Raw genomic sequence first — 20,096 nt, forward strand, 5'->3', positions numbered from 1 at the left:
ATCGATGCCCGCACGATCACCACACCGGTGACGGTCACCAAGCGAGGTGCGCTGGTGATCGCCACCAAGAGCCTGTGGTGATCAGCGACGTTGCAGCGTGACACCGGCCAGCGGATAGGGCACCGCTACCGGCGTGCCCGCGATATTCATCGTCCCGATCCAATGACCTTGGCGCGGATCGATATCGCGCAGGTCCAGTCCGATCGGCACGAAGTCGAGCGTCACATACGATTCGTCCGTCCCGACCGGCCGCTGGCGTCCGGCCCGGCTGAACGTCGGGCAGACCAGCACAACGGAACTCCCGTCCACGAACACCTGCAGATCGCAGTTCTCCAGCGGAGACCCGATCACATTCGAGGGATGCCGAACGACGTGGTAGGTCCCCGGTGGAATGACGCCGTTGCGCGGGAATTCCGGATCGTCGGCCGACGCGACCGCAGGGGCGGCGCACAGGGCCGCGGCGGCCAGCGCGACAGCGGCCACGCTATGTCGAAGTTTCACTGCAGCTCCTTCGAGGTTTTCGTCCACGGTAGGTGGCGCGATCGCCTCATCCGGGTCAGCTCGAACGCGTGTCGCACGCAGAGGATGTCAGCCACCGGTCCGCTGTCCTTGTCGATCGGGCCGGCCGAGCAGGCCGAGCCGCGCCTCGAGGACGGCCTGTTCGGCGGGGTTGCGGGTGAGTTCGAGGGCGCGCTGGTCGGCGGTGACGGCCTCGTCGTCGCGGCCGAGTTCCCGCAGGAGTTCGGCGCGCGTGGCGTGGAAGAGATGGTAGGTCGCCAGCTGTGCGGCCAGCTCGTCCACGTCGGTCAACGCGGCCTGTGCACCGTCGGTGCGGGCGAGTGCAATGGCGCGATGCAGGCGGATCACCGGTGACGGCGCGAGATGCAGCAACATGTCGTAGAGCACGACGATCTGCGGCCAGTCGGTGTCAGCCCAGCTCTCGGCCTCCGCATGGCAGGCGACGATCGCCGCCTGCAGCTGATAGGGGCCGGGTCGCCGCAGCCGGCCTGCCTCGGTCAGCAGCCGCACCGCGCGGTCGATCGCCGCATGGTCCCATCGCGCACGATCCTGGTCACGCAGCAGGACGATCCGCCCGCTGGGGTCGAAGCGTGCTGCTGCCCTGGCTCGGTGCAGCCGGATCAGCGCCACCAGGCCCATGACCTCGGGTTCGCCGGGCAGCAGGCGGTCGGTCAGGGTGGCGAGCCACTCGGCGTCGATGGCGAGATCGCGTCCGGTCGACTGTTCGGTCGCGAGGTAGCCTTCGTTGAACAGCAGGTAGATGACGGCAAGCACCTCGGTCAACCGGCTGCCGAGCTCGTCGTCCGAGGGTACTCGGTACGGGATGCCCGCCTGGCTGATCTTGCGCTTTGCGCGCGTAATGCGTTGCGCGACAGTTGCTTCCGGCAGTAGGAACGCCTTGGCCAACTGGGCAGCACTCAGGCCGCAGACCATGCGCAGGGTAAGCGCCACCTGGGCCTCGCGGGAGAGGGCGGGGTGACAGCAGGTGAACATCAGCCGCAGTCGATCGTCGGGTTCGTCGTACACCGGCCACTGCAGTTGACGCAGCTTGTCGCGGTAGTTCGCCTCCCGCCGCAGCACATCAAGCCCGCGTCGGCGCGCGACCGTGAACAGCCAGGCCTGCGGTTGCTCCGGGACACCGTCGAGCGGCCAGGTGCGCAGGGCTTTCTCCACCGCGTCGGATACGAGATCCTCGGCTGCGGAGAAATCACCGAGCAGCGACACCAGCGATGACGCCAGCCTGCTGCCGTGTTCTCGGACCACATCCGCGAGCACGGTGGCGGCCTCGGGCTCGGTCACATCAGAACCGGGCGGATCTCCACCAGCGGGCATCCTGGCCATGTCCGCGCCATTCCGATCGCCTCGTCCAGATCAGCCACCTCGGCCTCGACATACCCACTGACCACCTCTTTGCCCTCCACGAACGGTCCGTCGGTGATCAATGGAGCGCTGCCACCGTTGAGCCGAACAGTCGTCGCCGTCTCCGGCGCGGTCAGCTTGCGGTTGTGCAGGATCTTGTCCGAATACCGTGCCAGCCACTCCTGGACCTGCCCGAACCCCCGATCACGCTCGGCCTGATCCATCGCCTCCCAGTCCTTCTCCCACTGCTCGGTCTCGCAGAACATCAGCACGTATTTCATGCCGGTTCACCTCCTTTACCCATTAGACGATCGGGGCGCCGCAGAATCCGACAACCGAGCGGAAATAGTCGCCATGATCGTGAACTACGCATTCCACCTGAGCGCGATCGCCGCGCCCCTATTCGATGATTCCGGGTTGGCGCCCGGACAGATGCCGACCGGCGTCGGTCTTCCTCGGCATGATGGCGCCCAGCGCGATCATGACCACGCCGAGGCCGAAGTGCAGCCAGTTGTCGGCGGTGTCGAGGGGGACGAAGTTGGCGTCGCTGTTCTGGTCGATAACGAGGCCGTAGATCCAGAGCGCGAGATAGATCGTGCCGCCGCCGAGCAGGAAGCTGCGGGCCGCGGGTGGATTCGCGCCGGCGATCAGGCCGACGATGCCGAAGGACAGATGGACAAGATTGTGCAGGACCGACACGTTGAACACGCCGAGCAGCTGAGCTTCGGAATGATGACCGGCCCACTCGAGGCTGTCGTAGTTCGTGGTAATCCCCGGAATGAAACCCAGGACGCCAACCAGCAGAAATGCCGCGCCCACGACCATCGCCGCGAGCTGGACCGGCGTACGCACTGTCACTGTGGTGCTGCTGTTCGGCACGGTCCTGTCCTTCCGCCACATTGGCCGCGCGGGTGGCCTGCGCAGGCCCGGACATCGACCGAATTCCCGGCAAGGCCGCGGACAAACCCGCAGTGGACTCCGCCCACCGCGCCCTTCGCTATTCAGGCGGCAGATATGCGGCCATCAGCACCGCGCATTGGGTGCGCGCGTCGTCGAACGGATGCGCTGATCTCAATGCGCGGCTCTGCACGATGGCACCCTCGATCACCGATAGCAGCAGCCCCGCGAGGGCACAGGCCGTTGCTCGTTCGACGCCGGCACCGACGAGACCGTCGGCGAGCCTGGCCGTCCATTCGGCGAAGGCCTGACCCGCTGCGGACTGGACCGACGGATTCAGTTCGTCCAAGGCGGCCGCCATCATGAACGAGCCGGCACGGTAGCCGCTGGATTCGAGGGGTCCGCGCCAGAATCCGAACAGATCGTCGAGCCAGCGTTCCACCGACGACGCGGTCGCCAACGCATCGGCCATCGTGCTGACATGCGAGTACACCAGCCGCGACACGATCCTGGCCGCCGTCTCCACCAGCTCGCCCTTGCCCGACGGGAAGTGCTGGTACAGCGAGTTGCGGGAGGCATTGCTGCGTTTGAGCAGTTCGCTCAGCCCGGCAGCGTGCACACCGTGCTCCTGCACCGTGCTGATGGTGCTGGCGATCAGTCGGGCGCGAGGTCCGGCCGTCACTGAATTCCTCCCACTCTTGATTGAACCGATCAGTCCATGTTAGAACTTCGTCGACGTGAACCGATCGGTTCACACGGAGAGGAAGCCGTGCCCGCCCAGATCGCCACCGCCACCCCGGTCGCCCACGCCGCACTGCTCGGCCTCGGGATCTACCGACCCCGCCGCGTCGTGCCCAATGCCGAGATCGTCGAACGAATCGATTCCTCCGACGAGTGGATCCGCACCCGCTCGGGCATTGCCACCCGGCACTGGGCGGACGCGGACGAGACCATCGTCGGGATGAGTACGGCCGCGGCTCGTGACGCGCTGAAGGCCGCCGGGCTGGCTGCCGGCGATATCGACACCGTCATATTGGCCACCTCATCCCAGATGGTGCTCGGCCCGTCGGCGGGCGCGGTGGTGGCCACCGAACTCGGTATGCACGACACGGCCGCGTTCGACGTCTCCGCGGGCTGCGCGGGCTTCTGCTACGCCTTGGCCAATGCCGCGAATCTCGTGCGCGCAGGCCAGGCTCGTCACGTGCTCGTGATCGGTGTCGAGCGGCTCTCTGATCTCCTCGACCCGGCCGATCGCAGCTGCGCGTTCATTTTCGCCGACGGCGCGGGCGCGGTCGTCGTCGGACCATCGGAGTCCGAGGGTGTCGGCCCGGTCGCCTGGGGGTCCGACGGTAGCCAGACCGCGGCTATCAAGCAGGACAAGGACTTTCAGCAGTACTTCGCCGAGGTGGCCGCTGCCGAGGCAAGCGGAGGGAGCACCGAGCGCCCCTACATCCGAATGAACGGTCAGGCGGTATTCCGCTGGGCAGTCACGTTTTTGGAGAAGGCGTGCCTCGACGCCCTTGCACGCGCCGGAGTCACCGTTGACGACCTCGATGCCTTCGTCCCGCACCAGGCCAATATGCGTATCACCGACGCCCTGACCCGCGCACTGCACATCCCCGACACCGTCGCCATCGCCCGCGACATCGTTGACACCGGAAACACCAGCGCCGCCTCGGTTCCCATGGCCATGCACCAACTCCTGCGCTCCGGCGCCGCCCAGCCCGGCGATACGGCGCTGCTGGTCGGTTTCGGCGCGGGGCTCGCCTATGCGGGCCAGGTGGTGCAGCTTCCCGCGTTCGCCTGAGCACCGCCCACACCAGCGCCGATCACGCGCTCTCGACCGCTGCCACAGCCATGTGCCCCCCGTGATCACACGAGGGGCACACGACGAACACGATCGGCCCGGTCGCCGCCTACCGGGCCGATCGTCCGACACCGTCAGTCGTGGTCGACGGTGCCGAGTACCTTGCCGGTGTTCGCGTCGACGGTCACGTCGTACTCCACACCGGCGGGAGTCTGGACTTCCACCTCCCACACCGCCGTACCGTGCTCGGTATCGAACTCGGCCGAGACCGCGACACCGTCAGGAATCTGTGCCGCCGCCGTATTCATCGCCTCTTGACGGTCGATGCTGGGGTTGGCGACCAGCGACCACTCGGAGATCGGGCGGTCGAGCGAGACCGTGGTGTGCGAGCCGTTGCCGAGGGTCAATGCGGCGATACCGATTCCGGCGGCGGCAAGGACGACCGCTCCGACGAAAACCCAGCGCAGACTTGCAGCGGCACGGCGGAAGATGCTGACCATGGTGAAACCTCCTGTGGGGGTGATCTTCTGCGAATGTGGTCACCACTGTGGCAAATCGATGCTGAAGACGAGCTGAAGCAACCTGAAGGACGTTTCAGCGAGAATCTGACACGCTGTGCTGATGCGTCTGCTGATCGTGGAGGACGAGAAACGCCTCGCCCTCGCACTGGCAAAGGGTTTGTCCGCCGAGGGTTTCGCCGTCGATGTCGTCCACGACGGCGCCGAGGGGCTGCACCAGGCCACCACCACCGACTACGACCTCATCATCCTCGACATCATGCTGCCGGGGATGAACGGCTACCGAGTGTGCGCGTCGTTGCGCGAGGCGGGCGATGACACCCCGGTGCTGATGCTCACCGCCAAGGACGGGGAATACGACGAGGCCGAGGGTCTCGATACCGGCGCCGACGACTATCTCAGCAAACCGTTCTCGTATGTGGTGCTCGTCGCGCGCATCCGGGCGCTGCTGCGCAGGCGTACCCGCGGGGGTTCGCAGCTCCTGCGGGTCGGCGATCTGGTCATCGACCCCGCGACACATATGTGCCGACGCGGCGACACAGAGGTGACACTCACCGCCAAAGAGTTCGCCGTGCTGGAACACCTCGCCGTTCGCGCGGGCGAGGTCGTGTCGAAAAGCGATATCTTGCAGCATGTCTGGGATTTCGCCTACGACGGTGACCCGAACATCGTCGAGGTGTACATCAGCACCTTGCGCCGCAAGATCGACACCCCCTTCGCCTGCCGCACCATCCTGACGGTGCGCGGCGTCGGCTATCGACTGACGGCCGACCGTGGCTGAGCGGATGCGCCGCGCAGGCTCACCGTGGAGTTCGGTGCGGGCACGCACCACGACGGCCGCGACCGCTGTCGTTGCGGTGGCGCTGACCGCGACGGGATTGATCGTGCTCGCCGCGTTGCGCGACAACCTGGTCGAGAGCGCGAGCATCCAGGCGGAGGGCAACGCACGCGATATCGCCATGCAGTTGGAATCCGGGACACCCCTCGCCGAGCTGCGGTTTCCCGATCCTGAAGACGAACCCGCCCAGGTTGTTTCGGCTGATGGGCAGGTGCTCGCGGCCGATGTCGACATGCATATTCCCGGCCCGATTGCGACGTTCACGCCGCAGACGACGGCAGCGGGCGCCGCCTCCGGAGGCGAGGAAGAGGAAGAGGAAGAGGACGACGAAGACGAGGAGGAGGAAGAAGACGAGGACGAAGAGAGCCCAGCGAACACCGCGAGAACCCTCGCCGATTCCCGGACTGCCCCAGGTGCCACGCTTGCCGCGACCACGGCTCCGGACGCAGCCACCGGAGAGGTCGTCGTCGAGGATGTGCGGCTACCGTCCGACGACTCCGCGTCCACCGACAACTTCCGGGTCGCCGCTTTCGCGGGCCTCACCGCCGACCGGCAGCCGGTCACCATCTACGCGGGCGCAGCCCTGGACACCGCCGAGAGTGCGGTGGCCGACGTACGCCGAGCCATGTTGATCGGCCTGCCGCTGCTGCTCGCTGTGGTCGCTGCAGTGACCTGGCTGGTCACCCGCCGAGCATTGCGGCCAGTCGAGGCGATTCGCCGCGAACTCGCCGAAATCATGCACGGCGATCTATCGCGCAGAGTCCCCGAACCCCGGTCACGGGACGAGATCGGCAGGCTGGCCGCCACCACCAACGAGACACTGGCCGCACTGGAGAAGTCCTCCGAACGCCAGCGCCGGTTCATCGCCGACGCCGCACACGAGCTGCGCAGCCCGATCGCCAGCCTGCGCACCCAGCTCGAAGTTGCCCAGGCGCATCCGGGGCTGCTCGAGCTGGACGACGTGCTCGGCGACACCGTCCGGATCGGGGACCTGGCCGCCGATCTGCTGCTGCTCGCCCGCCTCGACGCGGGTGAACAGCCGCGGGTCGACCGCGTGGATCTGACCACATTGATCAATGAGGAGCGCAGCCGCAGGGCGGGCGACCGTATTCGAGTCGGCTACGCCCTGCCGGATGACGAGGTCGCGGTGACCGGTAGCCGCACCCAGATCGCACGTGTCGTCGGCAACCTCGTCGACAACGCCCAACGACACGCCGAGACATCGGTGCAGGTGGTGCTCCGGCGCGTCGGCAACACGGCGGTGGTCGAGGTCGTCGACGACGGCCCCGGTGTGCCCGAGGCCGACCGGGAGCGCATCTTCCAGCGCTTCGTCCGCCTCGACGACGCCCGCAGCCGCGACGACGGCGGCGCGGGCCTCGGTCTCGCCATCGTGCGCGACGTCGTCGAACGCCATGACGGTGTCATCCGTGTCGAAGGCGGCACGCAGGGTGGCGCCCGCTTCATCGTCGAACTCCCGGTGGCAGGGTGAGCGCCCTGCCACGAGATTCGGCTATCCGACGCGGGCGGCCTCCCGAGCGGCCTCGCGGGCGAGGATGCGTTCGCGCTGTTCTTCGAACTTGGCGACGTCACGGGTGAGCTTGTCCATGTACTCGCCGAGTTCTTCGCGACTACGTTCGCCACGCGCAGTGAAGTCATTGCGGTTGAAGACATTCCAGATGCGCAGGACCGGAGCCACGACCTCGTCCAAGTGCTGACGCAGATCGTAGATCCCGTGCTTGACCATCAGGACGCCATTGCGGCGCCAGTTCGGCATGCCGGTACCTGGCATGCTGAACGTCTTCACGATGTGGGTAACCGACTCCATCGTCTGGTCGGGCGCGATGTCGAACGCCGCGGCGGTGATATTGCGGTAGAACATCATGTGCAGGTTCTCATCGGCCGCGATGCGTTGCAGCATCCGATCGGCTATCGGGTCCTCACAGACCCGTCCGGTGCTGCGATGGCTGATCCGGGTGGCCAGCTCCTGGACGGTCACGTATGCGACCTGATCGAGCACGCCCCCGAAACCCTCCGGTGCGTGCACACCGCGGGTCATATGCACCATCCGGTCGTTTTCCAAGGCGACCGGATCGACCGCGCGGGTGCAGATCAGATAGTCACGCATCGCGATCGCGTGCCGGTTCTCCTCGGCCGTCCACCGGCCCACCCAGGTGCCCCATGCGCCGTCCTGGGAGAAGTTCTCCGAGATCACCCGGTGGTAGGAGGGCAGATTGTCCTCGGTGAGCAGATTCGTCACCATCGCGACCTTGGCGACCTCGGACAGCCGCGACTGTTCCGGATCCCAATCCTCGCCGCCCATGGCCGCGAAATTGCGGCCCTCGTCCCACGGCACGTAATCGTGCGGATGCCAGTCCTTGGCCGTGGCCAGGTGCCGGTCGATATTGGTCGCCACGACCGGTTCCAACTCGGTCAGCAGCTCGATCTGTGTCAAATCCCTTGCCATGCAGCGCCTCTCAATTCGATGGAACACACCACGAACATCCCGCTGTTCCCGCATCACTGATTGTGCGGCGTCACCGCACCCACACCCTAGACGAGCCCGATCGGCGTGGTGCTCGATTCAACCAGCGGCCTTCCGCCCACCGGCCCCCTGCCCGACCGAACGCACTGACCGGTCAGCCGCGGGGCTGATATCGAGCTGATAGAAGAGTGTAGTCAGGACGGGCCGGTCAGAACAGCGCAGCGGAGCATGCACACAGACAAAGTGGGCACCTGGAGCGGCCCACCCATGGCTCACGCGGAGCGGAAGCGGCTCCGACGCGATCAAATGCGCAGATTTCCGCTGGTAAAGGGAAATTGTGGGGCGGGCGGGGCTCGAACCCGCGACCAATGGATTATGAGTCCACGGCTCTAACCGACTGAGCTACCGCCCCCGGATGCGGTGGGTCCGCAGGTGTGGGGAATGGTACCGGGTCGGGCGCGGCGTGGGCCAATCGGGCTGGGGCGTGGTTAGGGTGGGGCGTTGTCGGGAACTGCTGAGGGGTTGGTATGGCCGGGGTATTCACGAAAGTGTTGCAGGCGCACCAGTGGATCTATGAGAACAGTGGTGGATGGGTAGGACATCGGCTGCTGTTCGGGAACCCGACGTTGCTCTTGCGGACGGTAGGTCGTAAGACGGGGCAGCCACGGACCTCGGCGCTCACCTACGCGCGCGACGGGGGCGACTATTTGGTGACGGCATCCAACGGAGGTTCGCCGCGGCCGCCGGGGTGGCTGGCGAACCTGAAAGCGAAGCGGGACTGCGAGATCCAGATCGGACGCCGCAAGATTCGAGTGACGGCGCGGCCGACGCTGCCGGACGATCCGGACTACGCGCGCCGCTGGGAGCTGGTGGACCGAGTGAATCAGGGCCGCTACAGCGAATATCAGGAGCGCACGCGGCGACCGATCGCGGTGGTGGTGCTCAGTCCGGTCGCTTGAACCGGGCCGAGCACCACCGTTGATGGCGGATTCTGGACGGTCAGTACTGACTTTCCCGTTCTCGTTCACGACCGGAACCGGCACGTCCGCGACTGGATTCGACCATGTCGCGTGGTGGGCGGCTGGCGATATGTACTACGGACGCAACGAGAATAAGGATCATGACAACTATGGCTGCGGTAAGCACGCAGGCACCATAGCCGCAGAATTCGCTACCCGCAGGTATTCATTTCGGTCGGTTTGTGTTACTCAACAGTGTGCGTCCGATGGCGGTTCGCGCATCGATCGCCGCGTGCGCTCGATCCGCCTGTTCCAGCGGAAATGTCTGGCCGATAACGACCTCCAGACGTCCTGCGGCGACTTCGGTGAGGGCACGTCGGGCCAGCGCGGGCCAGTCGGTGTCGTCGGAAGTGATATCGAACAGCCCGAGCACCGTGATCGACCGGCGTTGTGCGGTTTCGGTGTCGACCGCGGCGAAATCCCCTGCCGCGGAGCCATATCCGAGGAACCGGCCACCTTCGGCCAACGCTTCGGCAGCAGCACCGCCGAGTTCACCACCCGCCCCGTCCAGCACGACATGAGCACCCGAACCACCGGTCGCAGCCCGGGCCTCGTCCACCCAATCGGGGTCGGAATAGTCGACAAGCACGGTGGCGCCGAGTCGTTCGGCCAGCTCGAGCTTGGCCTTGCCACGGGCCGCCGCGATCACCTTGGCGCCTGCGTTGCGTGCGAGTTGGATCAGCAGCGTGCCGAGCCCGCCGGCGGCGGCGGTGATGAGCACCCATTCGCCGGATTCGATGGCGGCCCGATCGAAGACGGCCAGCGCGGTTTTTCCATCGTGAATCAGCGCGACAGCCTGATCCAGCGTGACATCTTCGGGGATGGGAGTCAGCGTCTCGGCTTTGGCCAGCGACTTCTCGGCATAGCCGCCGATCGGCAGCCCGCCTGCGATTCCGCTGCGCACGGTAGCGGTGCTGACTCGCCTGCCGATCCAGGACGAATCGACCTCCGGACCGACCGCCGTGACCACGCCGCCGATCGCCCCGCCGGGGACATAGGGCGGCTCGACCGGGAAGAAGTCGGTTCCCCAACCGGACCGCAACCTGGTGTCGAGGAACATGACGTCGGCCGCACCCACGTCGACCAGGACCTCCCCCGCCGCCGGGACCGGTTCGGGCACTTCGCGCACCTCGAGCACATCGGGACCACCGAATGCCGTCGCGTACACCGCTCGCATGACCAACCTCCATCGTTCCGGGTGTTTCGGATACGACAAGCCTCAACCCTGAAGGACGGTTGAGGTCAAGAGTGGGTGATCGCGCTCACTGATCGGCCGGTTCAGCCCCCACCACCACAGCCACCACCTCCACCGCAACCGCCACCGGATCCGCCGGAGTCTCCACCGCCCGAGTCACCGGATCCGGCGATCCACCATCCGCCACCTGCTGCTGCCGATCCCGCACCGGTGCCGGTGCCGGTCCGACGCCTGGCTCGTGACCGCTGGGACCCCTTGGCGAGCTTCGACATGGTCGTTTCTTCAGGGCGTCGTTGTTTCACGAGGACCGTGATCGCCACCGCCGTCGTGACCGCGATCAGCACCAGCGCGAGCCCGATGAGAATTTCCGTCATCGCCATCGAGTACCCGCGTGGAGCACTCAGGAACCGCCACCGCCGCAACTGGATCCGCCGCCGCCACCACCGCCGCAGCTGGATCCGCCACCACCGCAGCTCGATCCACCACCGCAACTCGAGCCACCGTGACCGCCGGAGCCCGGCCCGTCGCCAAAGCCTCCGTGGTGGTGGCCACCACCCCCATCCGGATCCACAGCAGAACCCGCCACCCAGTACTGCCCGTGTGGCCCGCCCCGATGCTGTGAGCGACCGATGCGCTGGACAATGACCACGATCAGCACGACGCCCACAGCCACGATCGAGACCAGCGCGACCAGCACGAACAGCGCTATCAGAATCTCCATGCTCGCAGCGTATCGACCGCCGGTCCTACAGTGAACTGTGTTCGGATTCGGTAAGCGCAGCATCCAGACGATCGACCTCTCCACGGTCGACCGTGTCGTTCATGAACTCGAGCTGCCCGAGGCGATCTACAAGACCTGCCCGTGGCAGCCACGCGACCTGGTGGAAACCGGGCTGCGCCAATGGTTGCGCTGTTGTGGTGCGGCCATGCGCGACGGTCAGGTGATCGGGATGCCATCCCATGCCGTCGACGAGGCCTGGCACGGTTTCATTCTGTGCACCCAACTCTATGCCCAGTTCTGCGCGGCGACCTACGGCCGGTTCCTACACCACTTTCCGGAAGGCGTTGCGACACAGTCGGGCTCGCATGGCTCGATGGCGGAGCAGCTGGGGCGCACCGTCGTCGCCTGGTCGATGGTGGCGGCCGAGGAAGAGCGCTGCGTGCTCTGGGATCTGGACTCCCGGGTCGGCGTGGAGCAGCCATGGGGCATCAGCGCCGAGCGGGTCACCGCCATCGAAGCCGAACTCCGCCGGGCTGGCGTACCCTCTTCCGAACGGGCGTGATCCCACCGCGCCGTACTGCGGTACGAACTCGTTCACCGGGAGCATCCGGCCCGCACCGGGAGACGTCGCCTGCCACTCAGCTCAGGTGAGTTTCACCCGCGCCGCTGCCCAGCGCACCACACCCGGTACAAATCGGTTGACCCGGTACTGGACCTGCGATTCCGGCGTCACCGGAACGATGCTGCGCCCACGCGTGACAGCACGCACGATCTGCTCGGCCACCTTCTCCGGCCCGTAATGCCGCATCCGGTACAGATTGTCGAAATGCTGCTGCTTGCGCTTCTCCTCTTCGGCATCGACACCGGAAAAGCTGGTCGTAGCAACGATATTGGTGTGCACGATGCCGGGGCATATGGTGTGCACACCGATTCCGCGTCCGGCCAGCTCGGCGCGCAGGCAATCGGAGAACATGAAGACCGCCGACTTGCTGGTGGCGTACGCGCTGAAGCCCTGCTGCGGTGAGTACGCCGCCATGCTCGACAGGTTCACGATGTGCCCGCCTGCACCGCGTTCGGCCATCGCGGGACCGAAGGATCGGCACCCGTTGACGACACCACCCAGATTGACGCGCATGACCCGATCGAATTCCGCCGACGGGGTATCGAAGAAGTCGCCGGCCTGACCGATGCCGGCATTGTTGACAAGGACGTCGGGCACACCATGGGCTTCCAGCACCGCACGAGCATGATCGGCGACGGCGGATTCGTCTGAGACGTCGAGTTGGTAGGGATGCGCGAGCCCACCGGCAGCGGCCACCATCTCCGCGGTCTCCTTGGCCGCGGCCAGGTTGATGTCGGACAGCACGATTTCGGCGCCGCGGCGCGCGAACGACAGCGCGGTCTCGCGCCCGATCCCGCTCCCACCACCGGTAATGACGACCAGTTGATCACCGAACTCGCCACGGCTACGGCCGATCTCGGCGCGCCGCAGCCCGCGTGGCAACGCGCCGCCCGCAAGTGCGTCGATGAGCTCGGTCGTCGCGTTCGCCAGCAGCTCCGGATGCGAGAACGGCATCCAGTGCCCCGCGGGTACGTCACGACGCCACAACCGCGTCGCCCACTTCCGTTCGTCGTCGTAGCCGGCAGGCCGGATCGCGACATCACGTCCGGCAACGATCAGTTGAACCGGCACGTCGGTGTGCCGTTCACGCGGCGCCAGCATGCGCGGCAGAATATTGGCGCGATAGATCAGCAACCCGTCGACGATGTCCTTGCGGAACGTCTGTCCGAGCGTCACGTTCGACGCTGCGGTCTCGTTCATCAACCCCACGAACTGGCGCCAACGCCCCTCGGTGGCCAACTGCCCCAGCGCGACGCGCGGCAGGAACGGCGTCATGAAGAAGAACGTGTACGCCGAGGATGCGAGCTGCGTGGCGGGCTGCCACACATTGCGGGGCGTCGGCCGCGACAACCGGTTGCGCATCCATTTGCCGACGTGATCGAGATTGGGCCCGGACACCGAGGTGAACGACGCGACCCGCTGGGCCGCACCCGGTTCGCAGACCGCTTCCCACACCTGAATGGAACCCCAGTCGTGGGCGAGCACATGCACCGGCCGGTCGGGACTGACGGCGTCGGCGACGGCGAAGAAGTCCGATGCCAGCTCCTCGAGCCGGAAATCGGCGGTGCGCTGGGTGCGGGTGGATTCGCCGTGGCCACGGGTGTCGTAGGTAACGACGTGGAAGCGCCGCGCCAGCAATGGCACGACCTTGTCCCACAGCTCATGGGTGTCGGGCCAGCCGTGGACGAGCACGACGGTCTCGGCGGTCGGGTCGCCGTATTCGTAGACGGCGAGTTCGAAATCGCCGTTACGCACGGTTCGGCGAGTCCGGTCCGGTTGGGGTGTTCGGGTGGTCATAGGTCGGTCTCCTCGCCCCTGAACTAGATGTCCAATGTCAAACGTCCACCCGCCGAACGGGAGACACAGATCAGCATGTCACCGGCAGCATGGTCGGACTCTGTGAGAACGGTTTCCCGGTGATCGGGTTGCCCCGCGAGTACCCGCACCGTGCAGGTGCGGCAGAACCCCTGGCGGCAGGAGTACGGCCGGTCCGGGCGGGTCTCCAGGACGACGTCGAGCGCCGAGCGATCGGCAGGCACCCGCACCACCTCACCGGTGGAGGCGAGTTCGATCTCGAACGCGACACCGTCGACGATCGGTGGCGGGGAGAACCGCTCGGAATGCAGTTCCACGCCGGGCATCTGCCGGACCGCGTCCGCGACCATTCCGGTCATCGGCACCGGCCCACAGCAGTAGACGGCGGTCCCGGCGTCTACTCCAGGCAGCAGCGCCGATGCGTCGGGCAGGTCGTGTTCGTCATCGGTGCGCACGGTGACCCGGCCGCCGAAACGCTCCACCTCGTCCAAGAAGGGGATGGTGTCGCGGTTGCGTCCGGTGTAGACCATGGACCAGTCGACGCCGAGCCGATCGGCCAACCGCATCATCGGCAGGATCGGGGTGATGCCGATACCGCCGGCAACGAAATGCAGTCGGGTGGCAGGTGAGCCGTGACCGGGTACCGCGAAAGGGAACGCGTTGCGCGGCCCGCGCACCGTGATCGGGGTACCGACGGCGAGATCGCGATGTACTTCGACCGACCCCCCGCCACCGTCGGGAATGCGGCGCACCGCAACCCGATACGCGTGAACATCGGCCGGATCGCCGCACAGCGAATACTGTCGCAGCTTGCCCGACGGCAATTCCAGGTCGAGATGCGCGCCGGGACGCCAGGACGGGAGCGCACGTTCGTCGGGAGCGCGCAGCACCAGGCTGATCACATCGGTGTCGTGCGCCTCGATCCGCCGCTCGGTGACCACCAACGCCATCCGATGATCGTCGACGCGCGGCGCCCGCGGCCTGCGATTGATCAGCGCGGCCCACTTCAGCCGCGCGTCCACGACCGCATCGAGCACCCGCACGGTGCGGTCGCGCGACCGCTTGCCGTAGAGGTCACCGGGCGGAGTGCCTGGAATCTTCGTCGAATTCACGACGCGGCCGCCCGGGCAGCCGGAGAGGCGGCCAAATAGGCGATCGCCTGCGCGGTGGAGCCGACCGTTTCCGGGGTGTAGCCGGGCTCGAGCGTCGACAGCGCACTCCACAGCAGCGACGGCACCCCTGGCAACGCACCGCGCCACATGGCGGCGAACACCGCGGGGACCAGCCGTGGATACCCGTAGTCGGGCAGGGCCGGGTCCTGGCGCACCAGGAACTTGGTGCCACGCAGGACGAGTCCGATGAAGACCGGGAAGACCAACGTCATGATCGCCGCCCGCCGCAGATAGCCTGCCCCGAAATACACCGCCACATCGTGGGCGACGTGACGATGCTCGACCTCTTCGGCGCCGTGCCAGCGGAACAGATCGGCTACCCGAGGATCGGCGTCGAACTTCTCCAGATCGGCATTGAGTACCCAGTCGCCGAGATAGGCGAAGAAGTGCTCCAGACACGCGATGAACGCCAACCGCTCGACGAGTTGCTGATGCCGGGAATTGCCCGCACCCTCCCGCGGGCCGAGCGACTTGCGGAACAGGAATTCGGCCTGCCGCAGGTACGGCTCCGGGTCGATACCGTGCGCGGCCAGCACCTCGTGCAGCACCTTGTCGTGGGTCTGGGCGTGCATGGCTTCCTGGCCGATGAAGCCGAGCATGGCCTCGCGCAGCTTCTCGTCCTTGACCGACGGCAGCGCCTCGGTATAGGTGGCGCAGAACATCCGCTCCCCTTCGGGCAGGAGCAGGTTCAGCGAGTTGATCAGATGCGAGGCGATCGGCTCCGCCGCCATCCAGTGCAGCGGGGTATCGGCCCAGTCGAATCGCACATTGCGGGCATGCAGCGCCACCGGCCCCGGATCGGTGTCCCGGCGCGAGCGGCCCCGGCGAAGTAGCTTCATCGATACTCCTCAGCGTGTCACGGTGTGTTCGGCAGCGATAGCCGACGATCTTCCTTCACGACCGTAGAAACAGCATACACATACCTAGGACCTTGAGTTACATACAGATTCCGGAACGATACCCGCAGGTCACAATCTGGCAATATCACCCGCTACTGTGATCGACTTCGCGTTGAACCAGGCGAAAACTAGAACACGTTCTAGTAGGCTTTGGCTATGGAACAACTCACCGGGCTGGATGCCAGCTTCCTCTATCTGGAGACCGGAACACAGCATCTACATGTCTGCGCACTGCTGATCCTCGATCCCGTCGAGGGCACCTATTCGTTCGACGCACTGAAGGCCGAACTCGGCCGCAGGCTGCCGCTCATCCCCCATATGCGACGGCGGGTGCACGAGGTGCCGTTCAACCTCGACCATCCGGTCTGGGTCGACGACACGAACTTCGACCTGGACTATCACATCCGCCGGGTCGGACTACCCAAGCCGGGCGGGCGGGCCGAACTCGCCGAACTCATCGGCGATATCGCCAGCCGCCCGATGGACCGGGATCGACCACTGTGGGAGATGTCGGTCGTTGACGGCCTCGACGACGGCAAGGTCGCCGTGATCTGCAAATACCATCACGCGGCTGTCGACGGCATCACCGGCACGAACATGATGATGCACCTGTGCGACCTCGAACCGGGTGCCACTCGGCCCGAGCCGGAGCCGTGGCAGCCCGAACCCGAACCGAACGATCTCGCGCTGGCGGCTCGCGCGGCGGTGCGCTTCCCGATCAAGGCGGGCATGCTCGGCATGGTGCCCAAAACCGTGGGGATGGTCGCGGGGTTCGCACAGCGGCGCCGGAACAAGCAGGCGGGCATGGCATTGCCGTTCTCCGCGCCACGCACACCGTTCAACAAGGCCATCACCGCCCACCGCGCGGTCGCCTTCACCAAGGCCGATCTCGGCGCGATCAAGGAGATCAAGGCAGCCTTCGACGTGAAGGTCAACGATGTGGTGCTCACGATTGTCGGCGGGGTGCTGCGCAGTTATCTCGACAACCACGACGAACTGCCCGCGCGTTCGCTGATCGCCTCGGTTCCGGTGTCGGTGCACGATTCGACCCGGCACACCGAGGGCATCAACAAGGTGTCGACACTGTTCTGCCGCCTCGGTACCGATATCGCCGATCCGGTGGAACGGCTGAACATGCTCGCCACCTCGAACCAGCAGGCCAAACAGGAGCACGATCTGATCGGCGCCGACTTTTTGCAGGACTGGTCGAAATACGCTCCGCCCAACGCCTTCCAGCTGGTATCGCGGGTCTACTCGTCGCTGAAGCTGGCCGAACACCACCCGGTGGTGCACAACCTCGTGGTGTCGAATGTTCCCGGCCCACCGATGCCGCTGTACTTCCTCGGCGTCCGAGTCGATGGCATGTATCCGTTCGGCCCGATCTTCCACGGGGCAGGCCTGACCGCCACCGTGCTGTCCAACTGCGGCGACCTGGACTTCGGGTTCATCGCCTGCCGTGAGCTGGTACCCGATATCGGCGAGCTGGCCGACGCGGTACCTGCCGTGATCGCCGATCTGCTGTCCGCGGCGCGAACTCGGGGCTGATCACCGCTCCGACCGACCGCCCTGTTCGCCACCGGCGTCGAACAGGGTCGTCATCTCATAACCGCGCCGCCACCGCGGCGCACGCTTCGTCGAGCACCGGAACGAACCGGTCCGCCGCGAACGCACAGGCCGTATGCCCCGCAGCAACCGGGTGAATGCTCGTCCCCGGAATCGAGGCCGCCATTTCGATCTGCCGGTACACCGGAATCGCCTTGTCCTTGGTCGTGATGACCACCGCCGTCGGCAGGTGCAGACTCGACAGCCACTCGGTGGCGTCGAATGTCCCGATCTCCGCCAATATCGGAGTCAGGGCCCACCCGCTGGTACTGCGCAGCTCCCCCATCGCCCAGCGCCGCAGCTGTCCGGGAACCAGGGCCGCGGGTAGTTCCGGCAACGCGCCCGCCAGCCGCCCTGCCCGCTGATACGGATAGCCACCAAGCCTGTTCGCCATGGCCGCGAAGCCGCGATGGAAGGCTCGTTCGCGCCATTTCTCCTGGAAGCGGTACGGGGTCGCACAGAGCACGAGCCCGGCCACCCGATCGGGATGACGGTGGGCGGTCAGCAGGGAGACCACACCGCCCAGCGAATACCCGACGCAGACGAAGCGGTCCACCCCCAGCGCATCGGCTACCGCGACCACGTCGTCGGCGCAGTCGTCGAGCCGGAACCGCTCGGAACGGATGCCGCGCCCATGCCAACGCTGGTCGAACAGCACGATCCGATAGCGCGCGGCCAGGGTGTCGAGCGCTGGGAACCAATTGAGCATCGCGGTGCACGCGGTGCCGTGCAGCAGGACCAACGTCGGCGCATCCGGTGGGCCGGGAATGTCGACGACGTAGGTGCGACCGCGGCCGGGCAGCTCGAGCAGCCGTCCGCCGGGGATCTCGTCGATCGCGGGCACCACGAACGGACCGGTCCGCACCGATCGGTCAGTTCCCATCGCGAACCTCCACAGGCTCCACCGAGCAGATCCCGCAGGCCGTCACGACATGAGCTTGCGGGCGATGGCGCTACCGAACGCCACGTCGATCATCCGCTCCAGCGTCCGCACGGTCTTGTCGGTGTACGGGTACCAGATGTTCTCCTTCTTCAGCTGCCACCGATCCAGCAACACCGGCTGGGCATGAGTGAAGCCGCGCAATGCGTCCCGGCCGTTGACGTGGCCGAGCCCGCTGTCCTTGCGGCCACCGAACGGCGCCTCGGGCACTCCGTAGATGACCGAGGCGTCGTTGTGCACGACCGAACCGGTGCGCAGCTGCTTTGCGATCCGGACGACGGTGTCGGGGTCCTTGGTGAATACGCTGCCGCTGAGTCCGTACTCGCAGTCGTTGGCCATACGGATGGCCTCGTTCTCGTCGGCGACCCGCATGATCGCCACGACCGGACCGAACGTCTCTTGCTGCATCAGATCCATGTCATGGGTGACGTCGACGATCAGCGTCGGCTGGAAGAACACGCCGTCGGCGGTATCGCTCTTACCGCCGACCAGCACCTTGGCTCCCTTGGCCACGGCGTCGTCGACATGCCGGGTGACGATATCGAGCTGGCGGTCGCAGAACAGCGGACCGACATCCTTGCCGGTACCGGGACCATAGGTGACCGATTCGGCCTTCTCTCGCACTTTGGCGATGAATTCGTCGGCGATGCTGTCCACTACGTAGATCCGCTCGACGCCGACGCAGACCTGACCGGTGTTGAACATCGACAGGTATACCGCGCCCGCCGATGCCCGCTCCAGGTCGGCGTCGGCGCAGACGATCATCGCGTCCTTGCCGCCGAGTTCCATCGTGCAGGGAATCAGCCGGGCCGCACATGCCGCGGCGATCTTCTTTCCGGTCGGGACGCTACCGGTGAACGAGATCTTGTCCACGTCGCCCGCGACGAGCGCCGCGCCGGTCTCGCCGTCGCCGTGCACCACCTGCACGACATCCTCGGGCACACCCGCCTCGTGCAGGATCTTCACCGCCCATTCGGCCGAATGCGGTGTCACCTCGGACGGTTTGAGCACCACCGAGTTCCCCGCGAGTAGCGCCTGCGCCATGGGATTGAGCGAGAGCACGAACGGGCCGTTCCACGGCGTGATCACCCCGACCACACCGAGTGGCTGGTAGTTGACGACGAGCTTCTTCAGCGGGGCCAGGTAGCCGTGCAGCCGTCGACGTTCGTCGGCCAGATCCTTGCGGGCGCGACCACTCCAGTAGTTGAGGAAATCGCAGGCGGGCACGATCTCGATCGCGAGCGCTTCCACCCGCGGCTTACCGGTTTCGGATCGGACCGTCGCGACGATCTCGTCGCGGCGGGAGATCAGCACCTCGACCGCGCGTCGGATGATGTCGGCGCGCTCGGTGACCGGACGTGCCGCCCACCCCGGCTGCGCGGCGCGAGCGCGCCGGACGACCTCGGCCACCTCCTCCGCGGTGCTCACCACGATCTCGCCGACTTCATCGCGCGTGGCCGGGTTGCTCAGGCCGAGCCTGCGGTGGCCGTCGGCCGTCGATGGCAGCGATTGGACTATGGCCATGGGAATCTCCTCACCCGAGGAATGCATCTGAAACAAGTTCTACTTTGGGCGCCAGACTACGACATCGCCGACCAGCTGTACATGCCCTTCAATCAGGTGATTGAAACAACTGATTGACAGTTGGTGTACCGCTGGTCCACGATCGAATCGCGGCCCGCTGCCCCTCG

The 20,096-nt window shown here is 66.2% G+C and carries 21 protein-coding genes and 1 tRNA gene; 6 read left to right on the forward strand and 16 right to left on the reverse strand.

The annotated features are described in order from the left end of the window. Positions 1–81: 81 nt before the first annotated feature. From GV792_RS16355 to GV792_RS16375, 5 genes are all read right to left on the reverse strand, one after another. The gene (locus tag GV792_RS16355) at positions 82–501 is read right to left on the reverse strand and encodes a hypothetical protein (protein ID WP_163824972.1); all 420 of its coding nucleotides are present in this window, start codon (positions 499–501) and stop codon (positions 82–84) included. 87 nt (positions 502–588) lie between these two features. Further along, the gene (locus tag GV792_RS16360; RefSeq protein ID WP_309138624.1) at positions 589–1,818 is read right to left on the reverse strand and encodes an RNA polymerase sigma factor; all 1,230 of its coding nucleotides are present in this window, start codon (positions 1,816–1,818) and stop codon (positions 589–591) included. Next, positions 1,815–2,159 (reverse strand): YciI family protein, encoded by a 345-nt coding sequence (locus GV792_RS16365; RefSeq protein WP_163824974.1) that lies wholly within the window; start codon positions 2,157–2,159, stop codon positions 1,815–1,817. The genes GV792_RS16360 and GV792_RS16365 overlap by 4 nt, the downstream gene beginning before the upstream one ends. Before the next feature lie 118 nt (positions 2,160–2,277). Next, positions 2,278–2,757, reverse strand: coding sequence for a DUF4383 domain-containing protein (locus tag GV792_RS16370; protein ID WP_375154348.1), 480 nt, complete (start codon positions 2,755–2,757; stop codon positions 2,278–2,280). Between the two features lie 118 nt (positions 2,758–2,875). Further along, positions 2,876–3,457 carry a TetR/AcrR family transcriptional regulator gene (locus tag GV792_RS16375; protein WP_163824976.1) on the reverse strand — a complete coding sequence of 194 codons (582 nt, stop codon included), beginning with the start codon at positions 3,455–3,457 and terminating at the stop codon, positions 2,876–2,878. Positions 3,458–3,544: 87 nt separating this feature from the next. Here GV792_RS16375 and GV792_RS16380 point away from each other — a divergent pair, with 87 nt between their 5' ends. Next, positions 3,545–4,582: a beta-ketoacyl-ACP synthase III gene (locus GV792_RS16380; RefSeq protein ID WP_163824977.1), complete on the forward strand. Its 1,038-nt coding sequence runs from the start codon at positions 3,545–3,547 to the stop codon at positions 4,580–4,582. Positions 4,583–4,716: 134 nt separating this feature from the next. On the opposite strand, the gene GV792_RS16385 is transcribed toward GV792_RS16380, so the two are convergent. Further along, positions 4,717–5,082, reverse strand: a complete 366-nt coding sequence (locus GV792_RS16385; protein ID WP_163824978.1) for a PepSY domain-containing protein — start codon at positions 5,080–5,082, stop codon at positions 4,717–4,719. Between the two features lie 121 nt (positions 5,083–5,203). On the opposite strand from GV792_RS16385, the gene GV792_RS16390 reads away from it, so the two are divergent. Together GV792_RS16390 and GV792_RS16395 are read left to right on the forward strand one after the other, a co-directional pair. After that, positions 5,204–5,881 (forward strand): response regulator, encoded by a 678-nt coding sequence (locus GV792_RS16390; RefSeq protein WP_163824979.1) that lies wholly within the window; start codon positions 5,204–5,206, stop codon positions 5,879–5,881. After that, positions 5,874–7,427 carry a sensor histidine kinase gene (locus tag GV792_RS16395; protein WP_309139117.1) on the forward strand — a complete coding sequence of 518 codons (1,554 nt, stop codon included), beginning with the start codon at positions 5,874–5,876 and terminating at the stop codon, positions 7,425–7,427. Before GV792_RS16390 ends, GV792_RS16395 begins: the two co-directional genes overlap by 8 nt. 21 nt (positions 7,428–7,448) lie before the next feature. Here the strand turns inward: GV792_RS16395 and GV792_RS16400 are convergent, their stop codons facing one another. Beyond that, positions 7,449–8,402 (reverse strand): acyl-ACP desaturase, encoded by a 954-nt coding sequence (locus GV792_RS16400; protein ID WP_163824980.1) that lies wholly within the window; start codon positions 8,400–8,402, stop codon positions 7,449–7,451. A gap of 356 nt (positions 8,403–8,758) precedes the next feature. Then, a tRNA-Ile gene (locus GV792_RS16405) sits at positions 8,759–8,832 on the reverse strand. A gap of 115 nt (positions 8,833–8,947) precedes the next feature. Between GV792_RS16405 and GV792_RS16410 the strand changes: the two genes are divergently transcribed. Beyond that, positions 8,948–9,379: a nitroreductase family deazaflavin-dependent oxidoreductase gene (locus GV792_RS16410; protein ID WP_163824981.1), complete on the forward strand. Its 432-nt coding sequence runs from the start codon at positions 8,948–8,950 to the stop codon at positions 9,377–9,379. 226 nt (positions 9,380–9,605) lie between these two features. Here GV792_RS16410 and GV792_RS16415 read toward each other — a convergent pair whose 3' ends face one another. From GV792_RS16415 to GV792_RS16425, 3 genes are all read right to left on the reverse strand, one after another. Continuing rightward, positions 9,606–10,616, reverse strand: coding sequence for a zinc-binding dehydrogenase (locus GV792_RS16415; RefSeq protein WP_163824982.1), 1,011 nt, complete (start codon positions 10,614–10,616; stop codon positions 9,606–9,608). Between the two features lie 101 nt (positions 10,617–10,717). Then, positions 10,718–11,008 carry a hypothetical protein gene (locus GV792_RS16420; RefSeq protein WP_163824865.1) on the reverse strand — a complete coding sequence of 97 codons (291 nt, stop codon included), beginning with the start codon at positions 11,006–11,008 and terminating at the stop codon, positions 10,718–10,720. Positions 11,009–11,034: 26 nt separating this feature from the next. After that, on the reverse strand, positions 11,035–11,355 hold the full coding sequence (locus tag GV792_RS16425; protein ID WP_163824983.1) for a hypothetical protein: 321 nt from the start codon (positions 11,353–11,355) through the stop codon (positions 11,035–11,037). 37 nt (positions 11,356–11,392) lie between these two features. Here GV792_RS16425 and GV792_RS16430 point away from each other — a divergent pair, with 37 nt between their 5' ends. Further along, positions 11,393–11,917: a hypothetical protein gene (locus GV792_RS16430; protein WP_309139118.1), complete on the forward strand. Its 525-nt coding sequence runs from the start codon at positions 11,393–11,395 to the stop codon at positions 11,915–11,917. 81 nt (positions 11,918–11,998) lie between these two features. On the opposite strand, the gene GV792_RS16435 is transcribed toward GV792_RS16430, so the two are convergent. Genes GV792_RS16435 through GV792_RS16445 form a run of 3 tightly spaced genes read right to left on the reverse strand, consistent with a single transcriptional unit; the run spans position 11,999 to position 15,803 of the window. Further along, positions 11,999–13,774, reverse strand: coding sequence for an SDR family oxidoreductase (locus GV792_RS16435; protein WP_163824984.1), 1,776 nt, complete (start codon positions 13,772–13,774; stop codon positions 11,999–12,001). A 23-nt stretch (positions 13,775–13,797) separates the two neighbouring features. Then, positions 13,798–14,904 carry a PDR/VanB family oxidoreductase gene (locus GV792_RS16440; RefSeq protein ID WP_163824985.1) on the reverse strand — a complete coding sequence of 369 codons (1,107 nt, stop codon included), beginning with the start codon at positions 14,902–14,904 and terminating at the stop codon, positions 13,798–13,800. Further along, entirely contained in the window at positions 14,901–15,803 is a 903-nt protein-coding gene (locus tag GV792_RS16445) for a metal-dependent hydrolase (RefSeq protein ID WP_163824986.1), read from the reverse strand. Before GV792_RS16445 ends, GV792_RS16440 begins: the two co-directional genes overlap by 4 nt. A gap of 216 nt (positions 15,804–16,019) precedes the next feature. Between GV792_RS16445 and GV792_RS16450 the strand changes: the two genes are divergently transcribed. After that, positions 16,020–17,408 (forward strand): WS/DGAT/MGAT family O-acyltransferase, encoded by a 1,389-nt coding sequence (locus tag GV792_RS16450; protein ID WP_163824987.1) that lies wholly within the window; start codon positions 16,020–16,022, stop codon positions 17,406–17,408. Positions 17,409–17,463: 55 nt separating this feature from the next. On the opposite strand, the gene GV792_RS16455 is transcribed toward GV792_RS16450, so the two are convergent. Continuing rightward, the gene (locus tag GV792_RS16455) at positions 17,464–18,348 is read right to left on the reverse strand and encodes an alpha/beta fold hydrolase (protein ID WP_163824988.1); all 885 of its coding nucleotides are present in this window, start codon (positions 18,346–18,348) and stop codon (positions 17,464–17,466) included. Between the two features lie 42 nt (positions 18,349–18,390). Then, the gene (locus GV792_RS16460) at positions 18,391–19,929 is read right to left on the reverse strand and encodes an aldehyde dehydrogenase family protein (protein WP_163824989.1); all 1,539 of its coding nucleotides are present in this window, start codon (positions 19,927–19,929) and stop codon (positions 18,391–18,393) included. Between the last annotated feature and the right edge of the window lie 167 nt (positions 19,930–20,096).

The organism is Nocardia cyriacigeorgica, assembly GCF_010868145.1.
GTDB lineage: Bacteria > Actinomycetota > Actinomycetes > Mycobacteriales > Mycobacteriaceae > Nocardia > Nocardia cyriacigeorgica_D.